This window comes from Anaerofustis sp. NSJ-163, from assembly GCF_024135845.1.
GTDB lineage: Bacteria > Bacillota > Clostridia > Eubacteriales > Anaerofustaceae > Anaerofustis > Anaerofustis butyriciformans.
In genome coordinates this window covers 31,531-55,583 of record NZ_JAMYJV010000005.1, presented here as the reverse complement: position 1 = coordinate 55,583, position 24,053 = coordinate 31,531, and the positions used below count along the sequence as shown (strand labels likewise).

The following is a 24,053-nucleotide window of genomic DNA, read 5'->3' as shown; positions in this document are numbered from 1 at the left end:
CTTTTTAAATAAATTATATTAATTTTTAGTTAAATAGTATATAATAATTTGTATGAAAAATGATAAATTAATATATTTAAGCGAACAGATTTATTTACTAATGAATAACGATGATTATAAGCCTATGAAATTTAAAGATTTTGCTTATATTTTTTCTCTTCATTCAAAGAATCAAAAAAATCTTTTATCTAATGCGCTAAATCATCTAATCAGCGAAAAAATGATAAAGTATGTTGACGGAAGATATTCTCTTACCAAAAATAAAGTATATGAAGGAATATATGATAGAGGTAAGGGTTTATTTGGTTTTGTCAGTGTTGATGAGCTTGATGAGGATATATTTGTCTTAGGAAGTGATTCAATGGATGCTTTTAGCGGAGATAAAGTAAAAGTAGAAATAATAAAAGAAAAACAAGGAGATAAAAAAAGAGAAGGAAGAATTATCGAAATAACAAGTAAGGTTAAAAGACAAACTGTCGGTACATTCTTTAAAGAAAAAACTTTTGGCTTTGTTGTAAGCGATAATCCTAAATTTACAAATGATATATACATTCCAAAATCAGGAATAAAATATGCAAAAAATAAAGATAAAGTCGTTGTAGAAATAACAGATTTCCCAAAAGATAAAAATTGGGTTGGAAGAATAAAAAAAGTACTAGGACACCAAGGTGATGACGGCATTGAAATAGAATCATTAATATATGAATATGATATTCCAAATGATTTTTCAAAAGATGCAATTAAAGAATCTAAGGAGCTTACTTTTGATAGTCTTGATAAATTTGAAAATAAAAGAAAAGATATAACAAAAGAAAATATTTTTACAATAGATGGTATAACGGCAAAAGATCTTGATGATGCAGTTAGCATTAAAAAAGACGGTAAGGATTATATTTTGTCAGTTCATATTGCAGACGTAAGCAATTATGTAAAAAGAAACAGTGAAATTGATAAAGAAGCATATGAAAGAGGAACAAGTGTATATTTCCCTGATAGAGTTATTCCAATGCTTCCAAAAGCTTTATGTGAAAATTTATGTAGTCTAAATCCAAATGAAAAGAAAAAGGCTTTTAGTGTTGATATGAGGATAAATAATCAAGGTAAACTTATATCATATGAATTCTATAAATCAATTATTATGTCGAAAGCAAGATTTGTTTATGATGAAGTAAACGAGCTTTTTGAAGGAAGTAAAGAATTAAAAGAAGAATATTATATATTTAAAGACGATTTGTTTTTAATGAAAGAGCTTTACGAAATTTTAAGACAAAGACGCTTTAAAGAAGGAAATATAGATTTTGATGTTGATGAAAATGAAATAATTGTAAAAGACGGAACTGTTGAGGATGTTAAAATTAGACATCGAGGTATTGCGGAAAGAATAATAGAACAGTTTATGCTTATAGCAAATACTTCAGCTTGCGAATTCTTTTCATCAATGGGAGTAAATGGTATATACAGAGTCCATGAACAGCCGGACAAAGAAAAAATTTCCGATTTTGTTCGTTTTGCAAATGCTCTTGGTTATAAATTGAGACTTCATGACGAACATTATAATAAAGAGTTACAGCAGTTTTTAAAAGAAATAGAAGGGGATAAAAACGAGCAGCTTTTTAAAACCGTTCTTTTAAGATGTATGAAGAAAGCTGTTTATACTACCGATAATAAAGGTCATTTTGCCCTTGCAATACAAAACTATACCCATTTTACATCTCCAATAAGAAGATATCCTGACTTGATGGTTCATAGAGTTTTATCTAATATTTTACTTGGTAACATTAATTTGGATAACCTTGAAAAAGAAAGAGAAAAAATGGAGAAAAAAGCAAATCATCTTTCAAAAGCTGAAAGAATAAGCGAAGAAATAGAAAGAGAAGCAGATAAAATTTTTATTTGTGAATATATGGATAGATTTATAGATGAAGAGTTTAAAGGAAGAATTTCCGGTTTCAGTCAAAAAGGTATGTATGTAAAATTAGAAAACGGTGTAGAAGGCGTTATATATTTTAATAATTTAAAGGACGATTATTATATATATGATGATGAACACTATTCATTAATAGGAAGAGAATTCGGTAAAAAATACACTATGGGTGAAGAAATTAACATTAAAGTAATTGGCGTATCTAAATTGAAAAGAGAAGTAGAATTTTGTATAATATAAGATAAATGTTTTTAAAGAGAGAGTAGTTATGGAAGAAAAAATGAGAATAAACAAATATCTTGCAAGTTGTAATGTTGCATCCAGAAGAAAATGCGAAGAAATTATTTCAAGCGGAAAAGTTACATTAAATGGAAAAGTGGTAAAAGAACTTGCAACGATGGTTGATGTGAAAAAAGATAAAGTAACTGTTTTTGGTAAACCTGTGGAACTTGATAATAGTAAAGTATATTATATGTTAAATAAACCTGCAGGCGTAATAAGTGCAAGTAAAAGCAAATACGGAGAAGAAACCGTTGTAGATATTATAGGTAAAAAGGAACATAGATTATTTCCCGTTGGAAGACTTGATAAGGATACTACAGGTCTTATTATTCTAACAAATGACGGAGATTTTGCATATAAGCTTACTCATCCAAAATATGAAAAAGAAAAGACATATGAAGCTTTGGTAAAAGGTCATATTGATTCTAAAGGATTAGAAAGGCTTAAAAAAGGTGTTGTAATAGACGGTAAAAAAACATCAAAAGCGAAAGTAAGACTTATTAAAATGGCCGGTAACAACTCTTTAATAGAAATAACCATAATTGAAGGAAGAAAAAGACAAGTAAAGAAAATGTGTGAAAGAGTAGGGCACAAAGTACTAAAATTAAAGAGAACCATGGAAAACGGACTTGGGCTTGGAGATTTACAAGAAGGAGAATACAGAAAGCTTACTAAAAATGAAGTAAATAGGCTTTTAAGATAATATGAATTTATTTGATAATGTTACGGATATAACAAATTTTATAATAAACAGTAAAGTTAAAATAGGAGATACCGTACTTGACCTTACAATGGGGAATGGAAACGATACTTTATATCTTGCAAAAAAGGTATCACAAAAAGGTAAAGTATATTCTTTCGACATTCAAAATGAAGCAGTGGAAAATACGAGTAAACTTCTTAGAGAAAATAATATAAAAAATGCGGTTCTAATAAAAGATAACCATAAAAACGTATTAAATTATGTTAAGGAAAAGGTTGATTTTGGGGTTTATAATCTTGGGTATTTGCCAGGTTATGATAAACATATTGTTACCAAAAGCGAAAGCACTGTTGAAAGTTTAAAAAATGTCATAACACTTTTAAATATAAAAGGAATTATATGTATATGTGCTTATGTTGGTCATGAAGGCGGATATGAAGAATATTTAAAAGTTAAAGAATATTGTATAAATCTACCTAAAAGAAACTTTAATGTATTACTTCTTGAACATATAAACAGGAGTGAGAATGCTCCTAGAATGATAATAATAGAAAAAATAAAATAATGGAGATAATATGAAAAAATATTTAATAATAACTTACGGATGTCAAATGAATGAAAATGACAGTGAAAAAATGAGCGGGATGCTTGATAATCTTGGATATATACAAACAGATAAAGAAGAAGATGCTAATCTTATTATCATGAATACATGTAGTGTAAGAGAAAATGCAAATAACCGCTTCTTTGGAAATTTGGGTAATTTTAAGAAGCTTAAAAAGAGAAAAAAAGATTTGATTATCGGCGTTTGCGGATGCATGATGCAGGAAGAACATATTGTAAAGAAAATAAAAGAAAAATATTCTTTTGTTGATATTGTTTTTGGAACACATAATATTGCATCTCTTCCTTCTTTACTTGAAGAATGCGAAGCAAAAAGAAAACTTGTTGTTGAAGTGTTAAGTGACAGTGATTCTCTTCCTGAAGGACTTCCTGTTCACAGACAGTTTAAACATAAAGCCTTTGTAAGTATAATGAAAGGTTGTAATAACTTTTGTACTTATTGTATAGTTCCATATACAAGAGGAAGAGAAAGAAGCAGAGAATATAAAAATATTCTAAGTGAAGTAACAAACCTTGCAAAAGACGGAGTAAAAGAAGTTACTTTGCTTGGTCAAAATGTTAATTCATATGGAAAAAATTTGGAAGATAGAATTTCATTTGCCGAACTTTTAAAGAGAGTAAGTGAGGTTGAGGGAATTGAGCGAGTAAGATTTATGACTTCTCATCCAAAAGATTTAAGTGATGAACTTATTGAAGTAATAAAAAATAATGATAAGATATGTAATCACATTCATCTTCCAATGCAATCAGGTTCAAGCAGAATACTTAAATTAATGAATAGACACTATGATAAAGAAACATATATAAATCTTGTTAAGAAAATAAGAAGTGAAATTCCTGATATTGCAATTACGACAGATATTATTGTTGGATTCCCAACTGAAACGGAAGAAGACTTTAATGATACTTTAGATGTATATAAAGAATGTGAGTTTGATACTGCTTTTACTTTTATTTATTCAAAAAGAGAAGGTACAAAAGCAGCTGTAATGGAAGGACAAGTTGATGAAGATGTTGTAAAAGTTAGATTTGATAAACTTGTAAAACTTCATGATGAAATATTATTTAAACAAAATCAAAAATATTTAAATAAAACCGTTGATGTATTAATTGACGGAGTAAGCAAAACAAATGATAAGGTGCTTACAGGTAGAACTGATACATTTAAACTTGTTAACTTTACCGGAAATGGTAAAGCAGGGGATATAGTTAAAGTAAAAATAACAGATGTAAAAACATTCCATTTAAGTGGAGAACAATTATAGAATAGGAGAAAAATTTTATGGCTTCATTGACACCAATGATGAGACAATATTTGCAAACACATGAAACAGTACCGGATACTATACTTTTTTATAGACTCGGTGATTTTTATGAAATGTTTTTTGATGATGCAAAGACTGCAAGCAAAGAACTTGATCTTGTTTTGACAGGCAGAGACTGTGGATTAGAGGAAAAAGCCCCAATGTGCGGAGTTCCTTATCATAGTGCAGATACATATATTGCTAAATTGGTTGAAAAAGGTTATAAAGTAGCTATATGCGAACAAGTAGAAGACCCTAAAACTGCAAAAGGACTTGTAAAAAGGGAGATTCAAAGGATTATTTCACCGGGAACAATTACAGAAGGAAAAATGCTAAAGGCAAGTGAAAATAATTATATTATGTGTATATATTATAACAAGCTTGAATTTGGTGTTACATACTGTGATATAACAACGGGAGAATTTAATGTTCTTAATTTAAGCGGTGAAAATAGAGAAAATGAGTTATTATCTTTACTTTCAAGAATAAATCCTGCTCAGATAATAGTAAATACTATTTTATTTGAAGATTTATCTTTAAAGAAGAAAATTTCAAGTGTAACAAAAGTTCAACTTGAACCTCATCCATTAAATTATTTCTTCTTTGATAAAGGAAAAGAGCTTATACTAACTCAGTTTAATGTTTATTCTCTTTCTTCAATAGGTCTTGATAATAATGAAATAATAGTAAGAAGTGCCGGGGCTCTTTTAAAATATTTGGATGAAACCCAAAAAAGATCATTAATGCATATAAATGAAATAAAAATAAACGAAGATAAAGGATATATGCATCTTGATTACAATACAAAAAGAAATCTTGAAATAGTAGAAAATTTAAGAACAAATAATAAAAAAGATACACTTCTTGACGTTCTTGATGAAACTATTACTCCTATGGGTGGAAGAGAAATGAAGAAGTGGATTTTGGAACCTCTTCTTGATAAGGATAGAATTATAAATAGACAAGATGCAATAAAACTTTTTTATGATGATGTAATGATTCTTGAGGATATTAGCTCAAATTTAAAATATGTTAAAGACATAGAAAGAATAATATCAAGACTTTCTCTTGATATTGCCAATGCAAGAGATTTGATAGCTTTGAAAGAATCAATAGGTGTAATACCAAGAATAAGAATTCTTCTTTCAAAGTTTATGGAAAAATCAACACTTGTAAAAGAGATATATAATAACTTAGATGAGCTTGGAGATATTTATGATTTAATAAATAATTCCATTGATGATGATTGCCAAGTAAGCCTTAAAAATGGTGGTTTGGTAAAACTTGGATATAATGAAGAAATTGACGAACTTAAGAATTTAAAAGAAAATTCTGCAGGAATTCTTGCAAACATTGAAAAAGAAGAAAAAGAAAAAACAGGTATAAAAAATCTTAAAATAAAATATAATAAGGTTTTTGGTTATTTCTTAGAAGTTACTTCTTCTTATAAAGATTTAGTTCCTGACTATTTTATACGTAAACAGACTTTGGCAAATTCTGAAAGATATTTTACGGAAGAATTAAAAGAAATAGAAGTAAAATTACTTAGTGTTGAAGAAAAGTTAAAAGAAAAAGAGTATGCTGTCTATGTTGATATAAAAAACAAGGTTCTTGAAAACATAAAGAGAATACAAAAATCTGCAAAAATGATTGCCGTTATTGATGTTATTTTATCATTAAGTGTCGTTGCAAAGAAAAACAGATACATAAAACCAACAATAACAACAGACGGAAGTATAATAATAAAAGAAGGAAGACATCCTGTTGTAGAAAAAATAACAGGAATAGATAATTTCATTCATAACGATACATTGCTTGATAATGAAGATAATAGAATGCTTATTATAACAGGTGCAAATATGGCTGGAAAATCTACATATATAAGACAAGTTGCACTTTTATCTATTATGGCGCAAATGGGTTCCTTTGTACCTGCATCGTCCGCAAGCATAAGTATCGTTGACAGAGTGTTTACCAGAGTAGGAGCAAGTGACGATCTTGCAAACGGACAAAGTACATTTATGGTTGAAATGAGTGAAGTATCTAATATTTTAAAATATGCTACAAAAAATTCACTTGTAATTCTTGATGAAGTTGGAAGAGGTACCTCTACATTTGATGGACTAAGTATTGCTCATGCTGTAATAGAATATTTGCTTGACAAGTCAAAAATAGGAGCAAAGACACTATTTGCAACTCACTATCATGAATTAACGGAACTTGAAAGTGAAAAAAGCGGTGTAAAAAATTATTCTATCAGGCTTGAAAGTAATGGTGATGAAATTATTTTCTTAAGAAAGATAGAAAGAGGCGGAATTGATAAAAGTTATGGTATTGAGGTAGCAAAACTTGCAGGACTTCCTGACGAAGTAATAAAAAGAAGTATACAGATACTTGATGTTTTAGAAGAAAATGAAGAATCCTATAAAACAAAAATAGATAATGTAAATAAGAGTTTAAATAACGGAAGTGAAAAGTTTACTCAGCTTGTTCTTGGAGCTGATGTGAATAATGATAAATTAATGGAAGGCTATGAATTAAATAAAAAAATAGTAAATAAAATTAAGACTTTACCTATTGAGAGTATGAGTCCAATTGAAGTTATGAATTTTATTTACGAACTTAAACAATCTTTAGAAAAAGAGGAAATTTAGTCGTGGCACAAATTATAAAACAATTATCGAATGAGCTTGTAAATAAAATATCGGCAGGAGAAGTTGTTGTTTCTCCTGCTTCGGTTATAAAGGAACTTGTAGAAAATTCAATAGATGCAGGTTCAACTCATATAAAAATAGAAATAGAAAACGGTGGAAAGTCAAAAATTCTTGTAAGCGACAATGGATGTGGAATAAAAGCGGATGAATTAAGTTTGGCTTTTAGTAAAAATGCAACATCTAAAATTGATAATATAGACAAACTTTCAAGTATTGATACGTTGGGATTTAGGGGAGAGGCTTTGTTTAGTATTTCCGTTGTAAGCAAAGTTAAAATTAAAACTAAATTTAAAGATGAAAAAATTGGGACAAGGGCTATGATAATAAACGGAAAAGTTCAAAATGTATCAAGCATTGCCCTTAATACGGGAACTAGAATAGAAGTTGATGATTTATTTTATAATACCCCCGCAAGAAAAAAACATATGAAAAGTGCTAAGGGAGAAAAGACATCTTCTTTGGATATAATTTCAAAGCTTGCAATAGCAAATCCTAATATTGCTTTTAGCGTGTATAGTGACGGAAGGGAAGTTTTTGTTACAACAGGAGATAATGATATAAAAAATGTTATTACAACAATTTTAGGTTATGATTTTATAACAAAAATGATAGATGTAGACTATGAAGACGAGCCTTTAATTGTAAAGGGAGTTACATTATCACCTAATTATTTAGATAGACAAAATGAAGAAAGTATTTTTATAATAAACGGCAGATATGTAAAAAATGATTCTTTATCTAAAGCAATAAATAATATTTACAGAGAACAGTTTGGGCTTTTTACAAAAAGAATCTCTTATGTTTTATATATTAATCTTCCTTATAATTTCACCGATGTAAATGTGCATCCTTCAAAGACTACAATTTCTTTTAGAAATGAAAGCCTTATTACAATGCTTATTTGTGAGGGAATAAGAAAAGCAGTTAAAGAATCAATAAATTTAAACGAGAATTCAAAAATAAGAAAAGAGAAAAAAGAAAATCCTCTTGATGCTCAAATTGCTTTTGAAACTACAGAAGAATATGTAGTAGACGAAAAAGAAGTAGAAAATAAACTTTACAGCATAAAGGATAATGAGCAAGAGAAAGAAGATAATAATTTAAAAGGTGAGATAAAAAATACCATAGATATTACTGAGTTTTACGAACAAAGTAAATATCCTTCTTTTGTTGACTTTGAAGAAAAACCTTTATTTGAAGAAAATAAGACGAAAGAAGTTATAAGTAAAGATACAAATATTGCTGATAAAGAAAATATTGTTGATAAAAGTATTTTTGATAAAATCTCAAATATGAAATTTATCGGTACAGCTTTTAAAGCTTATGCCATGTTTGAAAGTGGAGATACTATATTTGTAATGGATACCCATGCAAGTCATGAAAGAGTATTATATGATGAATATTTAAGGGAATATCAAAATGAGGACGTAAGAACTCAAATTTTAGCTGCTCCTTTTGTATTAGAACTTGGGGTTACATTAAAAGATGTTTGTATTAATAATTTGGAAAGTTTGAGAAATTTAGGATATGAAATAGAAGATTTTTCCGGCAGTAATGTGATAATAAGAGAAATTCCGGAAATGTTATCTATTGAAGATACAAAAGAAATAATATTAAATATTCTATCTACACTTAAAAATACATCGGTTTTATCAAATGATATAAACAGAAATGAAAGATTAATTAAATCAGCTTGTCACCATGCTGTTAGAGGGCATGATGATATATCTGAAAGTGAAGCAAGAAAACTTTTAAATGATTTAAAGAAAAGTGATAATCCTTTTTCTTGCCCACATTCAAGACCGACAATTTCTAAAATAAAGAAAAAATATTTTGAAAAAATGTTTCAAAGGATTTAGATATGAACAAAGTTATTGTTATCGCAGGGCCTACGGCTTCTGGAAAAAGTGGACTATCTATAGATTTAGCAAAGGATATAGGTGCAGAGATTATTTCTTCGGATTCAGTGCAGGTGTATAAATATATGGATATAGGCTCAGCAAAAGTTACAAAAGAAGAAATGCAGGGTATAAGACATTATCTTGTAGATGAGTTTTATCCTGATGAAAAGTTTAATGTATCTGTATTTGTTGAAAAGGGGATAGAATATATAAATGAAATCTTAAATAAAGGCAAAGATGTAATCATTGTCGGAGGAAGCGGTCTTTATGTTGATGCGCTTATTTACGATTCTTATGAATTTAAAAAAGAAGATTCTGATAATGAATACAGAAACTATCTTGAAAACCTTGCAAATGAAAATGGAAAAGAATATATTTATAATATGCTTTTAGAAGTTGATGAAGAAAGTGCAAAAGAAATTCATCCAAATAATTTAAAACGTGTTATAAGAGCTCTTGAAATATATAAAAATACAGGTAAGAAAAAATCTGAATTAAATGTAAAAAAGAAAAAATACAGGTTTGATAATACATATTATTTTTGTTTAAATGATGATAGACAAAAATTGTATGATGGGATTGACCTTAGAGTAGATAAAATGGTTGAAGAGGGACTCATTAAAGAAGTTAAATCTTTACTTGATATGGGATATGATGAAAATTTAACTTCCATGAGAGCTTTAGGATACAAAGAGATTGTAAGTTATTTAAAAAATGAAATATCTTTTGAGGAAGCTATTTATATTATAAAAAGAGACACAAGACATTTTGCAAAAAGACAGCTTACATGGTTTAGAAGAAATGAAGATATAATATGGATAGATAAACAAGAATATAAAAATAATAAAGAAATAATAGAATTTATGAGGGGTTGTATAAATGAGTGAATTTGCAAGTGAGAAAGCAATAAAAATAGTTAAAGACGCAGAAAAGCAGGTTGAATATAAGTTTAAAGAAATTGATGAAATATGTGAATATAATCAATTTAAGGTTTTATCAGCAATGCAAAAATATAGGTTAGCTCTTCGTCACTTTAATGAAAGTACAGGATATGGCTATGATGATGAAGGAAGAGAAATAACCGAAAAAATATATGCCGAAGTTTTTGGCGGGGAAGCTGCATTGGTACGACCTCAAATAGTAAGCGGGACACATGCAATAAGTCTTATGCTTTATGGTGTTTTAAGACCAGGAGATACTCTTTTAAGCATTACAGGAGACCCTTATGATACAATAAGGTCTACAATTGGTATAAATGATAATGGAGAAGATTTAGGCTCTCTAAAGGATTATAACGTTGATTATGATAAAGTTGAGCTTTTAGAAGATGGTTCAATTGATTATGAAAAAATAAAAGAAAAATTAAATGATAAAGTAAAAGCAGTATTTATACAACGTTCCAGCGGATATAAAGACACAAAAGCTCTTTCAATTAGAAAAATTAAAGAAGCTTGTGAATTTGTTAAGGGAATAAAAAAAGATGTTATTATTCTTGTAGATAACTGTTATGGTGAATTTTTAGAAAAACAAGAACCTTTAAACGTAGGGGCAGATATGATTGCAGGTTCACTTATAAAAAACCCTGGTGGTGGACTTGTATCTGTCGGAGGATATATTGTAGGAAGTGAAAAAAATATAAAGAAAGTTGCCGCTAGGCTTACATCTCCGGGAATAGCTCTTGAAGTAGGTGCAAATCTTGGAGTAATTCGTTCATATTTACAAGGACTTTTTATTGCTAGTAAAGTTACAAGTGGAGCAATAAAAGGTGCAATACTTGCTGCAAAAGTTTTTGAAAGCATAGGGTATAGAGTATTCCCTGGAGTAGATGATGAAAGAAGCGATATAATACAAGCTGTTGTTCTTGGAAGCAGTGAAAAAGTTTGTGCATATTGTGCAGGTATACAAAGTGCTGCTCCTGTAGATTCTTATGTTACTCCTGAGCCTTGGAATATGCCCGGATATGATGATCAGGTTATTATGGCAGCAGGAAACTTCATTGAAGGTTCATCAATTGAGCTTAGTGCTGATGCGCCAATGAAGGAGCCTTATATTGTTTATCAGCAAGGAGGACTTACATATGAACATTCAAAAATAGGAACAATAAAAGCTTTGGATGAAATTTTAAAAATTGACGATAAAAAATAATATGATTTTTAATCATATTATTTTTTTGCAATAACCGTATAAATAAATCCTTTTTCTTTTTTACTCTCTATAATTGTAAATCCGCATTTTATCATCATTTTTTCAATTCCTTTTTTGTTGGTTGTCTTATAATCTCCGCTTTTTAGGAAAGGAAAAATAAAGTGATTATCAATAAACGCAGGAATTCCTCCTACTCCGGTATCAGATAAAATATATAGTCCTCCTTTTTTTAAAACTCTGTAAGCTTCTTTCATTGCTTCTTCTTGATATGGGTAGTGATGGAAACTTTGTATACATGTTACTATATGGAAAAATTCATCTTTAAAATCTAGTTTATTAGATGTTCCAACAGAAAAATATGTATTTGGAATATTTTTACTTTTGGCTACTTTAATCATATTTTCAGAAATATCTATGCCAAAATAATTTTGTCCTGTTTTTAAATTTTCAAATAAAAAACCTGTTCCACATCCTACATCTAATATATTATCGTATTTTAAATTATTTAAATATGTCGATACACTATTACAGCTTATTTTTCCTTCTTTTGAATAATATATTGTGTTTTTTTTATCATAATCTTTTGCTTGTTTATTAAAATGTGTTCTTGATAATTCTTCAATATCTTTCAAAACAAAACTCCTTTTTTATTTAGAATAACATAAAAACAAGTTAGCTTCAACTAACTTGTTGGATTTTAATTATAAACTTTTTATTAACTTATATAAATATATTTAAATATAATAAATTTTTATAATTATTTTAATTAAAAGATATTTCATTTTTTATTTTATTAAGACCATTTTTTTCAAGTCTGGAAACTTGTGCTTGACTTATTCCGATTTCATTGGCAACTTCTATTTGAGTTTTACCCATATAGTATCTTTTTAATATTATTTCTTTTTCTCTTCCTTTTAATTTGTCAACGGCTTCTTTTAAAGATAAATTTTCTGTCCAATTTTCTTCTATATTTTTTTTGTCTCCTACTTGGTCAAGAAGGTATATACTGTCCCCATTATCGTTATACATTTTATCATATAAAGAGCAAGGTTCTACTATCGAATCAAGAGCAAAGTTTAGATCTTTTTCCTTTATTCCAAGACTTTTTGCAATTTCTTTGTTTGATATATTTTTATCTTTATTTAACTCTTTAAATTTAAGAGCTTTATATGCAGTGTCTTTTAATGAACGGCTTACTCTGATACTTCCGTTATCTCTAAGGTATCTTCTAACCTCCCCGATAATCATAGGTACGGCATAGGTACTGAACTTTACATTGAATTTTGTATCAAAATTATCTATGGCTTTAATAAGGCCTATACATCCTACTTGGAATAAATCATCCATATTTTCATTACGGTTTGAAAAACGCTGAACAACACTTAAAACAAGCCTTAAGTTGCATCTTATAAATTCGTTTTTTAAATCTTCTTCACCATTCTTTATTCTAAGTAACATATCTTCAATTTCTTTATTTGATAAATTGGGTAATGATGATGTATTTATACCGCATATTTCAACTTTTCTTATCACTTGGCTTCTCCTTTGTATGCAATTTTGTATATTAAAATTTTTACCTTAGATAAGAAAGTTATTCCAATACACTAAAAATTTATAAGGAAGATAATGGAATGGAATTTTCTTAGCTTTTAATTAATTTAAGTTTGTAGTATAATATTAATACTTTTATAAAGGAGAAAAATATGCCAAGATTTTTTTGTATTGATAAAGAAAACGATACTTTTTATTTAGATAAAGAAGATAGCAAACATATAAAAAAATCCCTTAGAATGATGGAAGGGGATAGTATAACCATTTGTGATAAGAATGGGTATGATTATGAATGTATATTAAATTATGATGGAGAAAATGTTGTTGCAAAAATAATATCTAAAAAAGAAAATGATACGGAACCAAGTGTAAAAATAACATTGTATCAAGCAATGCCAAAATCAGATAAATTTGAAATGATTGTTCAAAAAGCTGTTGAACTTGGAGTTAGCGAAATAGTTCCTGTAATGACAAATAGATGTATTTCAAGACCTGATAAAAAATCTATGAAAAAGAAAATTGAAAGATATAACAAAATTTCTTTATCTGCTTCAAAACAAAGTGGCAGGGGAATAGTTCCATTAGTTAAAGAAATGGTTTCTTTTAAAGAAGCAATAGAGCAAATGAAAAAAAGTGATATGGCAATAATGTTTTATGAAAATGGAGGGAAGAATCTAAAGGAATTTAATTATAAAGATATAAAATCAATATCTTTTATTGTGGGAAGCGAAGGAGGTTTTGATGCATCTGAAGCTGAATATGCATCTAAAAATGATATTATTTTAATGGGACTCGGAAAAAGAATTTTAAGATGTGAAACAGCTCCTATTGCTGCGCTTTCAGCTCTTATGTTACTTACGGATAATATGTAAAAGCCTTTCTATAAGGCTTTTTTTGTTGCTCGTTTTATTAAAATTAGTATAGGCAGTACAAATGAAATAAAGATGAAAAAGTATTTAAAATTACTAAAAACAACAATAATTTTATCAGTTGTTTGAGGTAACAAAGTGATTATAAAAAATACTAACATAGAATAAAATAATCTTATATTTTTTATACTTTTTAAATTAAATATTTTCTTTATTCCAAGTAAGGATACAAATGTATATATAGAAATTTTAATAAGAGTTGTTATAAAAAAATTAAATCCTACTACTATTTCCATTCTTGTAATATAATTTCCAATACTTGAAACTCCCATGGTTATGAAATTAGGGAATGGAACTTCTAAAATTAACGGAAAACCTATTAATAATACATTTGTTAAATATGTTAAAAAAATAATTACATAACTTACGGTTATACCTATAATATATGTTTTTTTTATATTTTCAAATTTGTTAATGTTATTTATTATAAAAGAAAATAAAATAATATCACTGTATGGTAGTAAAGAGTTAAAAAATATATCTTTGTTTATATCATTATAAATGCTAAAATTTAATATTTCGTTTATATTATTAATATCAAACATTTTAATAGGAAATAAAAGACAAAAAAATACTATAAGAAGATTTACAGGAATTAATAATGTTGATATTTTCCCAAGAGTTAATACTTCTTTTTTTAAAGTAAGAAATATTAATAATAAAAATATTATTGTAGTTACAATGATTGGTGTTTTGGTAAGAATATTACCTTTGGTAAATAATACAAAATATTTTAAATGTATCGCTTCAAGTATTAAAGAGTATACAATAAAACAAAGAGAAATAAAAACTGCAAAAAATTTGTTAAAACTTGAAAATATTATATCAAATAAATTTTGTTTATATTTAAGTAAAAAAATTAAGCTTATTATAATCGGAATAATAGATGAGATAAAAGATATTAAAATATAAACTGGGCTTTTTGCCGTATAAAAATAGTATCCCGTAATTACAGACGTTCCTAAAGTAAATAATATTATCATTGAAATAATTTCTTTTATTGAGAGCCTGTTCATCTAATCCTCCGTCATTTCTTTTATTTGAACATTTATTTTTATATTGGGCGATAGATTCATAAAATAATAATTCCAGTCAGTATGATTATTTTTTATTTTTCTATTGTTTAAATTAAATCCATAACCAAAAATATCAACTTTATATTTATTTTGTGTAACATTTATAAAAGAATAAATCTCATTTGTAATCACTTTTTCTAGTTCTTTTTCTATTTTCTTTTTTGAAATATTATTATCATTACTTTCAATATAAGCATTTATATCCATGTTTATATTTAATTTATCATTTTCTATTTTATCTTTTGTTTTGTTTAAAGATATCTTTGTGTTTACTATGTTATTATCAATATTTAATTTTAATTGCATTGAATCTTTTTTGTTTAATAGAAAAGAATAATAGTTTACATCTTTATCTTCTATATATCCAAGTAATTTATCACTTTTAAATACTGCAATCTTGTTTGCATAAAAATTCTTTTTTTCATTTTCATTTGTTTTTTTTATGACTGGTAATGTTAATTCAATACCTTGATTTTCTATTGAGTTGATTACTTTGTATGCTCTTGCACTGTTATTAAATAATTTATTTTTGCTTAATTGTTCTAATATTTCAAAACCGTGAAAAGTTCCGTTTTCTGACGAAGTATTTAAAATTTCCTTTGCTGCTGAATTATATGTTGTTGTAAATGTTGTATTAAATCTTAAATTATTTTCTTCAAATACTAAATTTAATATATCATTTATTCCGTCTTCTTTTGCATATTCTTCTCCTACAATAATAAGCCCACAGTGACTTAAATTTACTTTGTTGTTAAATTTACCATCAAGTTTGCTTAATGCATCATATATTGAATCGCCTGTTGATGTAATAACTTGAGGTTTAATAGAAAGCTGACCATCGTAATCTTCAGACTGCAATGTTTCTGCGCTTACTTCGTATCCTGTTTGAGTTTTATCTATCCCTATTGTAAAAATAAGTATTTCTCTTTCAAGTTCAGTATAATCAAAACAGGAAGTAAAAATGCAAAGAGATATTATTAAAAAAAGAACAGAAATTATTTTATTTTTCATATTATTTTATCCTATCTTTTTTTTCTGACATATCGGTAGGTCTTGTTATCATTTTGTACCATGGGGATCTGTAAAATGAATCTTTAAATTGTTGTATTGACTGGAATGTAACATTTGCCATATAAGACATACCAAAAGATTTTAATGATGATAAGTGAACAATTAATAGTAAAAAAGCAATGGTAAATCCGTATAATCCAAGTATTGAAGAAAGAAAGATAAATATAAATCTAAATATAATTGTTGAACCTTTTACATTTGGAATCATTAGTTCGCTTATTGCGGAAAGAGCTACCACTATTATCATAGGAGCGCTTATAAGTCTTGCTTCAACTGCAGCCTGTCCAACAACAATACCTCCAACAATACCAAGAGCAGTTGTTGCTCCGCTACCGCTTCTGTTACCTGCTTCACCGAGAATTTCAAATATAATTATCATAAGAATGCATTCGGTAAAAGTTGAAAAAGGTATTCCTTCTCTTGCTCCTATTATGCTTATTGCAAGAGAACTTGGCAAAATCTCTTTATGAAAAGTTATTATTGCTATATATAATGCAGGTATGCATATAGATAAAAAATAGCTTATAATTCTTATCATTCTTGTAAAAGATGCAAAATAATAATTTAGATAATAATCGTCGCCCGACATAAAATTTTCAATAAATAAGTAGGGAACAGTCATTACTATTGGTGTTCCGTCAACAAATAAAGCAACTCTTCCTTCAAGTATTTTACTTGCAATGACATCAGGTTTTTCATAAGTTCCAGCTGTTTTGAAAGGAGAAAATCTATTATCTTTTACGGATTCTAAAATATAATTTACATCAAGCACTGAGTCGATGTATATTTTTTTTATTCTTCTTTTTAATTCTTTTAAAACCTTTTTATCAACTATTCCGTCTATATAAGCAAGACAAGTTTTTGTTTTGGTAACATTACCAATAGTTGAAAACTCAAATTTTAAATTTGGACTTTGTATTTTTCTTCTAAGCAATGATAAATTTGTAAGGATATTTTCTCCAAAGCCTTCTCTTGGTCCTTTTGCAATTTTCTCACTAGGGGGTTCCATTATTGCTCTTAAAGTAAAACCTTTTGTATCAATACTTAAAGCTTTATTTTGCCCTTCTATTAGTAAAATTGTATTTCCGTAAAGCAAATCGGAATAAATATCTTCAAATGTATTTTTTTCTTTTACATCATTTGAAAATAATATTTTTGTTTTTAATTTATCTAAAATATTAAATTTAAAAACAATTTTTTTATTTTCTAAAATTGGTTTAATTATATCTTCATCTATTCTTTCGCTGTTAGACATTCCGTCAATAAATAAAAGAAGATAACTTATTCCTTTGTTTTTAAATTCTCTGTATCTTATTGTGTCGTCATTATTAAATTGATTTTTTATTATTGCCTTGTTAATTTTTAAATTTTTATATAATTTATTCATTGTATACCTTTGGGAAAATTATTTATATAGATTATTTTTTCCAAAATATTAATTTGTATACTTTTTAATAAAATAAAAAAGCACCTTTTATAAGGTGCTTTTTTTTAAAATAAGCTATAAAACATATTTTTTATACTGAACGTATTAGAACTTTTTAAACTTGCTTGGGTTACTTTATTATTTCTGATTCTTCCTTCATTATCTTGAACATGTACAGTAAATGTTTTTTCTCCAAGTTTTGTTCCGTTATAGCTTACAGAGCAGGTCATTGAATATGATCCCGGAGAGTCGCTGTCAAAGTCATCATCATCAATTATTGTTACAGAACCATAATCTGTTGACCCATCAGATAAAGTTACTATGGCTGAAGGTGAATAATAATCTTCGCCTTTACTTATTGTAATTGATGAAGGACTTAGTGAGAATGACGATACTGTAGGACTTGATGAACCACTAACACTAATTGTAGCACTTGCAGTTAATGTTGTTCCTTCTTGTGTGTATTTAGCGGTAATTGTTGCACTTCCGCTGCTTACACCTGTTATTGTACTTCCTGATACTCTTGCTACAGAACTATTACTTGAAGATATACTTGCACTAATATTTTTAGTTGAGCCATCGGCCAAAGTTCCGGTTACAGTTGCTGTAGCTGTTTGTCCTGCCTCAATAGAGCCTGGGCTTATTGTTAATTTTATAGAATGTACAGTTGATTTTCCATGTACATCACAAGAACCTTTTAGACTGTATTTTGCTTGTGATCCAATTTCATTTTTACCTGTTACTCCAGGTGGATAAGTTATCTTACTTAAATCTAATAGTACAGATGTTTTAACTTGATCCGTAGGACAATATTCTGTTGCTTTTTTCTTTGATGCTTCACATATTTTTGCTGAAACATGAATGTTATCACTTCCGCTAGGTCCTTTACCTGTTAAGAAGTACTCTGTGTATACTTTAGAGCCTCTTGGGTCTTTTGAAGAAAGGGAAGTAGGGTTTTTACCTGATACTCCGTCTACTTTTGCTTGGTAAACATCATCTGGTTGAGATGCAAACTTACTGTTTTCTATGTCTTTTTTATCATATATTTCACTAAAGGCTTCTTTCCAGAAAGCTGCGGGACCATTTGTAGAACCCCCATAAGTACCGATGTTTAAGTTATAGGTTGTTCCGTCTACTGTGACGACGTTCTGGTCATAACCATACCATACCGCTCCGGAATATTCAGGAGTATAACCACAGAACCATGCATGTCTGTTTTCATCTGTTGTACCTGTTTTACCGGCTACTTCTGTACCATCGATTGAAATATATGTTGTACCGCCTTTTACAACATTTTTAAGAATATCTGTGATAATAAAAGCTGTTCCTTCTTCAAATACTTTTACTTTTTCAGATTTATTACTTAATATTATTTCACCGTTTTTATCGGTTATTTCTGTATACATAATAGGAGTTTGTCTAACTCCACCATTTGCAAAGGTTGTATAAGCACTTGCCATCGCTAGTGTTGATTGACCATGAGTATAACCACCGAGAGCCAATGCGGCAGGGTTTAAGTCATTTACATCATTTTCATCTTTTACAATATCAAGTCCAAGTTTTTCTGCATAAGGAAGAATTGTTTCTGTTCCGGTTTGTAACATTGCTTGAACTGCTACTGTATTTACAGAATTTGTTAGGGCATTTCTAACTGTCATTAGTCCTTGATTTCCTCCACCGGAGTTTTTAGGTGACCATCCTCCGTAAGAAATTGTTGTATCATTAAATGTTGTGCCTGCGGTAATTTTTCCCGAGTCAATTCCCGGAGCATAGGTTGTAAGTGGTTTTGTAGATGAACCAGGTTGGAATTTTTGAGTTGCCCTGTTCATAGATAAGCTTGCAGATTTTTCTCTACCTCCAACTATTCCTACTACATTTCCTGTTTTATTTTCAATTACAGTCATACCAACTTCCGGATTATATTCTACTTCTTCGCCTTTTTGTTTTGTCATTGCAGCACTAGCTTGACTTGCAGAATATGATTGAGAAGGGAAGATAGAATCATCTTTTGCAGTTTTTTCAAGTGCATCTTGAACATCAGGGTCAACTGTTGTTTTTATTGTTAATCCATTATTAAGAATAAATGTTGATGCATCTTCTTTTGAATAATTATATTTTTCTGCAATATCATTTACAACTTGTTCATATACAGCATCTGTGAAATAAGAGTATACTGTGTTACTTTTGTTTTCAACCAATCCAATTTTGTTATTCTTTAATTCGTCCACTGCTATATCGTATTCTTCTTTACTTATATGATTTAAATCATACATTTTTTGGACTACTTCTAACGCTCTTTCTTGGTTGTTTTCATCGTATGCAAGAACTGTTTTTCCTTCAGAATTTTTTTCTTTTACAAGGGTATATTCACCATCTCCGTTTTCATCTTCATATACAAGTGGATTGTAATATGTAGGAGCATTGATTATTGATGCTAAAACAGCAGCTTGAGCAATTGAAAGTTCATCAACATCTTTTTTGAAGAAATATTGTGCTCCTGATTGAATACCCCATGCTTGGGACATGTTTACTTTATTTAAATAGGCTTCAAGAATTTCTTCTTTTGATAGTTTCTTTTCAACTTCGATTGCAAGTTTCCACTCTTGAACTTTACGTTTAATTGATGTTTCACTTGTTAAATGTGTTAATTTAATTAATTGCTGTGTTATGGTACTACCACCGGGACCGTCCGTGCTTCCTGATGTTAAAACTCCAAGAATAGCTTTACCAGTACCTATAAGGTCAACGCCTCCGTGTTCATAGAAACGTTTGTCTTCTATTGATACAAAAGCTAATTGAACAATTTCCGGTATTTCTTCTATACTTACAGGTTCTCTATTTTCAGAACCTTGAAGTTCCTGATAGTATTTTCCATCTTTATCTAATAAATGAGTTGCACTCGCATAATTAAATTTATCTAAATCAAGTGCAGGTGCTTGAGCCATCCATACAAGCATTAGAGCGAACCCACCTATAAAACATACAATACCTAAAGTAACAATAGCTGCAAGAACTCTTTTGAAAGTTATTTTTTTGCCTGGTCCTTTTTTGAATTTTCCTTTGCCAGCTTTATTTTTACCTAAGATGCTTTTCTTGGTAATGTTGCTTTTTTTCATGTTGTCTTTAGGTTTTTTAACTCTGACTCTTTTCTTACGCACTTTTACTTTTTTTTGCATATTATTAGGAGTCATGTTGTCGTTTGTGCTCATTTTTTACCTCCAAATTTATATGACATAGCATATTCTTTAACATTATATAGCATAGAAATATTTTTATCAATGCTATATGTTCCATTTTGGAAATATTTAATAAAATTTTAACATTATTATCACTTTTTTGTAATTAATTTTATTTATAAAAAAAGTAAAATATTTAAATTTATATAAATAAAGTATTTATAAAAAGAGCAAAATTATATATAATATATTTTTATGATAAGTAAAATAAAGAATACATTTGGAGGTACAAATGAAATTAGAACAAAATAAAGTATATTCAAACTTTATATTGAAAAATGTAAAAAATGTTCATGAAATAAATTCTGTTTCATATGAATTTGAGCATATAAAATCTGGTGCAAAACTTTTATATATTAAAAATGATGATAACAACAAAGTGTTTAGCATAACATTTAGAACTCCTCCTGTTGATAATACGGGAAGTGCTCATATTTTAGAGCATAGTGTTCTTTGTGGTTCAAAAAAATATCCTTTAAAAGAACCTTTTGTTGAGCTTATAAAATCATCACTTAACACTTTTTTAAATGCAATGACTTTTTCAGATAAAACGATGTATCCAATCGCAAGTACAAATGAAGCTGATTTTAGAAATTTAATGGATGTTTATTTGGATGCTGTTTTTAATCCTTTAATATATGATAAAGAAGAAATTTTAAAACAGGAAGGATGGCATTATCATATAGAAAATAAAAATGATGAAATAAAATACAATGGTGTTGTTTATAATGAAATGAAAGGTGCCTTTTCTGATCCTGAAGATATTCTTGCAAGAAGCATAGAATCTAATTTATATAAAGACACTCCTTATTTTTATGAATCAGGTGGGGATCCTGAATATATTCCTGATTTAACTTATGAAGAATTTTTGAATTTTCACAAAAGATATTATCATCCGATTAATTCTTACATTTATATATATGGTGATACTGATATTTTACGTCACCTTGAGTATTTAGATAAATCTTATCTTTGTAATTATGAAAAAATAGAAATAGATTCAAAAATTAATGAACAAGTTGATTTTACCAATATTGAAAAAAGGGTTGAAAAATACTATTCTGTAAGTTCAAATGAAAATATAGACAATAAATATTTACTTGCTTTAAATTACAGCATAGGTAATGTTTTAGATGTTAAACTTGGTCTTACTTTTGGAATATTATGTAAGATTCTTTTTGATTCTGATTCTTCATATTTAAAGAAAGCCCTTCTTGATGCGAAAATCGCTGATGAAGTTGTTCTTGATTATAACAATGGAATACTTCAACCTGTATTTAGTATAGTTGCTAAAAACGCAAAGAAGGACAAAATAGAATTATTTAAAGAAACTGTTATATCTACATTTAAAAAAATCATTAATGATGGTATAGATAAAGATATTATTAAATCTGCTATTAATAATTTTGAATTTGAATTAAAAGAAGCTGATACAGGAACATATCCAAAAGGTCTAATTTACGGTATTACAATAATGGAAAGTTGGTTATATGACGGAAATCCGACTTTACTTTTAGAGTATGAAGATGCATTAGAGCAAATAAAAAAAGAAGCCGAAAATGGTTTGTTTGAAAATGTTATAAAAGAATTTATTGTAGAAAATGATAAATATAATTTTGTGATACTCTCACCAAAAGAAAATTTATCAGAAATAAATGATAAAATTTTAAAAGAAAAACTTGGAGAATTTAAAAAAGCGTTAAATGATAAAGAGTTGGAAAGTTTGGTAGAAAGTACAAAATCTTTATTAAAAGCTCAACAAACACCTGATAGTGATGAAGTAAAAGCTTTGGTTCCGAGAATTTCAATAAAAGATATAGATGAAAATCCTATTGTTGTAAATGATGTTGAAATTATTCATGAAGGTAATAATGATATTTACGTAAGAGTAGACAATACAAAAGATATAACTTATTTAGATATAAATTATGAAGTATCTTTATATTCAAATGAAGAAATTCATGCTTTGTCTCTTCTTACAAAATGTTTTGAAAATTTTGATACTAAAAACTTTGATATGATTCATTTAAATAATGAAATAAATGAAAATTTAGGTGATATTTTATTTACTGTTTCACCATATCAAAACGTAAAAAATCCTGAAGATTTTAGATCATTTTTCACTTGCTGTATAAAGGCATTTAGTGAAAAAGAAGATAAAATGTATGATATAATGGAAGAGCTTTTACTTAGAAGTGATTTTGACAACAAAGAAAAGTTAAAAGATGTTATAAAAGAAGAGTTATCTAAGACACAATCTAAGATAATGTCGGCAACACATAAAATGGTTTTAAACGAAATGTTTGCTAAAATAAGCAAAAAATTTAAGTTTATTACTCTTTTAAGTGGAATAAGTTATTATAATTTTCTAAAAGAATTAAATGATAATTTTGATGAGAGATATGAATTAATCATAAATTTATTTAAAGAACTTATAAATAGAATCATATCTTCAAGAAAAGATGTTATAATAACTGTAAGCAAAGAAGATAAACAAACAAGTATTCAAAAAGCTAAAGAATTCATTAATAAATATGAAAGTTCATCTGAAACATTAATTAAATTTGACTATGAAGAAAACAAAGAAAATACTTCTATTATAATGCCTTCACTTGTTAATTATGTAGGGCAAGGGTATTTATATAAAAATTTAGGTTATGAATATGAAGGTTCAATGCTTGTATTAAAGAAATATTTATCGACTGAATATTTATGGAATAATGTAAGAGTTATGGGCGGAGCATACGGTTCATTTATTCAAATTGATAAATATGGTAATTTAGGACTAGTTTCATATAGAGATCCAAATGTAAAAAGAACCTATGATGTATATAAAAATCTTTTTGAATGTATAAATAATCTTGATTTAACCGATGAAGATGTAAATAAACTTATAATTGGAACAATATCTGATATGGATATTCCTTTAACAGTATATGGAAAAATAAGAGAGTACGTTTCAAGAGTATATACATTGGATACTTACGAAGATATAAAGAAAAGAAGAAAAGAAGTATTAACGACTAAAAAAGAAGATTTAATTAAACATGCTAAAATGTTTGACGAGGTAATTAAAAATTCGGTTAAGTGTGTTGCCGGAAATAAAGCAAAAATAAATGAGTGTAAAGACTTATTTGATAATGAAATAACACTGTTTTAGACTAATA

General features: G+C 27.9%; 16 protein-coding genes. 10 read left to right on the top strand and 6 right to left on the bottom strand.

The genetic code is table 11. The features are described 5' to 3' along the window. Positions 1-52 precede the first annotated feature (52 nt). The 8 genes from rnr to M6G78_RS07705 are packed head-to-tail and all read left to right on the top strand — an operon-like array spanning position 53 to position 11,597. Complete coding sequence (rnr, locus tag M6G78_RS07740) at positions 53-2,164, top strand: ribonuclease R (RefSeq protein WP_253230077.1); 2,112 nt, start codon at positions 53-55, stop codon at positions 2,162-2,164. 28 nt (positions 2,165-2,192) lie between these two features. Then, entirely contained in the window at positions 2,193-2,909 is a 717-nt protein-coding gene (locus M6G78_RS07735; protein WP_253230076.1) for a pseudouridine synthase, read from the top strand. A 1-nt stretch (position 2,910) separates the two neighbouring features. After that, the gene (locus M6G78_RS07730) at positions 2,911-3,474 is read left to right on the top strand and encodes a class I SAM-dependent methyltransferase (protein WP_253230075.1); all 564 of its coding nucleotides are present in this window, start codon (positions 2,911-2,913) and stop codon (positions 3,472-3,474) included. 10 nt (positions 3,475-3,484) lie between these two features. Further along, the gene (gene miaB, locus M6G78_RS07725; protein ID WP_253230074.1) at positions 3,485-4,798 is read left to right on the top strand and encodes a tRNA (N6-isopentenyl adenosine(37)-C2)-methylthiotransferase MiaB; all 1,314 of its coding nucleotides are present in this window, start codon (positions 3,485-3,487) and stop codon (positions 4,796-4,798) included. 17 nt (positions 4,799-4,815) lie between these two features. Continuing rightward, a complete protein-coding gene (mutS, locus tag M6G78_RS07720) occupies positions 4,816-7,491 on the top strand; it encodes a DNA mismatch repair protein MutS (protein WP_138269113.1) in 2,676 nt (891 codons plus the stop codon). 2 nt (positions 7,492-7,493) lie between these two features. After that, positions 7,494-9,410 carry a DNA mismatch repair endonuclease MutL gene (gene mutL, locus M6G78_RS07715; RefSeq protein WP_253230073.1) on the top strand — a complete coding sequence of 639 codons (1,917 nt, stop codon included), beginning with the start codon at positions 7,494-7,496 and terminating at the stop codon, positions 9,408-9,410. Positions 9,411-9,412: 2 nt separating this feature from the next. Next, positions 9,413-10,339 (top strand): tRNA (adenosine(37)-N6)-dimethylallyltransferase MiaA, encoded by a 927-nt coding sequence (gene miaA, locus M6G78_RS07710; protein ID WP_253230072.1) that lies wholly within the window; start codon positions 9,413-9,415, stop codon positions 10,337-10,339. Continuing rightward, positions 10,332-11,597, top strand: coding sequence for a methionine gamma-lyase family protein (locus M6G78_RS07705; RefSeq protein WP_253230071.1), 1,266 nt, complete (start codon positions 10,332-10,334; stop codon positions 11,595-11,597). Before miaA ends, M6G78_RS07705 begins: the two co-directional genes overlap by 8 nt. Before the next feature lie 17 nt (positions 11,598-11,614). On the opposite strand, the gene M6G78_RS07700 is transcribed toward M6G78_RS07705, so the two are convergent. Next, complete coding sequence (locus tag M6G78_RS07700; protein ID WP_253230070.1) at positions 11,615-12,229, bottom strand: class I SAM-dependent methyltransferase; 615 nt, start codon at positions 12,227-12,229, stop codon at positions 11,615-11,617. A gap of 130 nt (positions 12,230-12,359) precedes the next feature. Then, complete coding sequence (sigG, locus tag M6G78_RS07695; RefSeq protein ID WP_253230069.1) at positions 12,360-13,130, bottom strand: RNA polymerase sporulation sigma factor SigG; 771 nt, start codon at positions 13,128-13,130, stop codon at positions 12,360-12,362. Between the two features lie 170 nt (positions 13,131-13,300). On the opposite strand from sigG, the gene M6G78_RS07690 reads away from it, so the two are divergent. Next, the gene (locus M6G78_RS07690) at positions 13,301-14,020 is read left to right on the top strand and encodes a 16S rRNA (uracil(1498)-N(3))-methyltransferase (RefSeq protein WP_253230068.1); all 720 of its coding nucleotides are present in this window, start codon (positions 13,301-13,303) and stop codon (positions 14,018-14,020) included. An 8-nt stretch (positions 14,021-14,028) separates the two neighbouring features. Here M6G78_RS07690 and M6G78_RS07685 read toward each other — a convergent pair whose 3' ends face one another. The 4 genes from M6G78_RS07685 to M6G78_RS07670 all read right to left on the bottom strand — a co-directional run bounded on the left by M6G78_RS07685 (position 14,029) and on the right by M6G78_RS07670 (position 20,859). Next, positions 14,029-15,093: a GerAB/ArcD/ProY family transporter gene (locus M6G78_RS07685; protein WP_253230067.1), complete on the bottom strand. Its 1,065-nt coding sequence runs from the start codon at positions 15,091-15,093 to the stop codon at positions 14,029-14,031. Beyond that, positions 15,094-16,164: a Ger(x)C family spore germination protein gene (locus tag M6G78_RS07680; RefSeq protein ID WP_253230066.1), complete on the bottom strand. Its 1,071-nt coding sequence runs from the start codon at positions 16,162-16,164 to the stop codon at positions 15,094-15,096. Between the two features lies 1 nt (position 16,165). Further along, a complete protein-coding gene (locus M6G78_RS07675; RefSeq protein WP_253230065.1) occupies positions 16,166-17,611 on the bottom strand; it encodes a spore germination protein in 1,446 nt (481 codons plus the stop codon). A gap of 104 nt (positions 17,612-17,715) precedes the next feature. After that, positions 17,716-20,859, bottom strand: a complete 3,144-nt coding sequence (locus M6G78_RS07670; protein ID WP_253230064.1) for a transglycosylase domain-containing protein — start codon at positions 20,857-20,859, stop codon at positions 17,716-17,718. Between the two features lie 259 nt (positions 20,860-21,118). On the opposite strand from M6G78_RS07670, the gene M6G78_RS07665 reads away from it, so the two are divergent. Continuing rightward, on the top strand, positions 21,119-24,046 hold the full coding sequence (locus tag M6G78_RS07665) for an insulinase family protein (protein WP_253230063.1): 2,928 nt from the start codon (positions 21,119-21,121) through the stop codon (positions 24,044-24,046). Positions 24,047-24,053 lie beyond the last annotated feature (7 nt).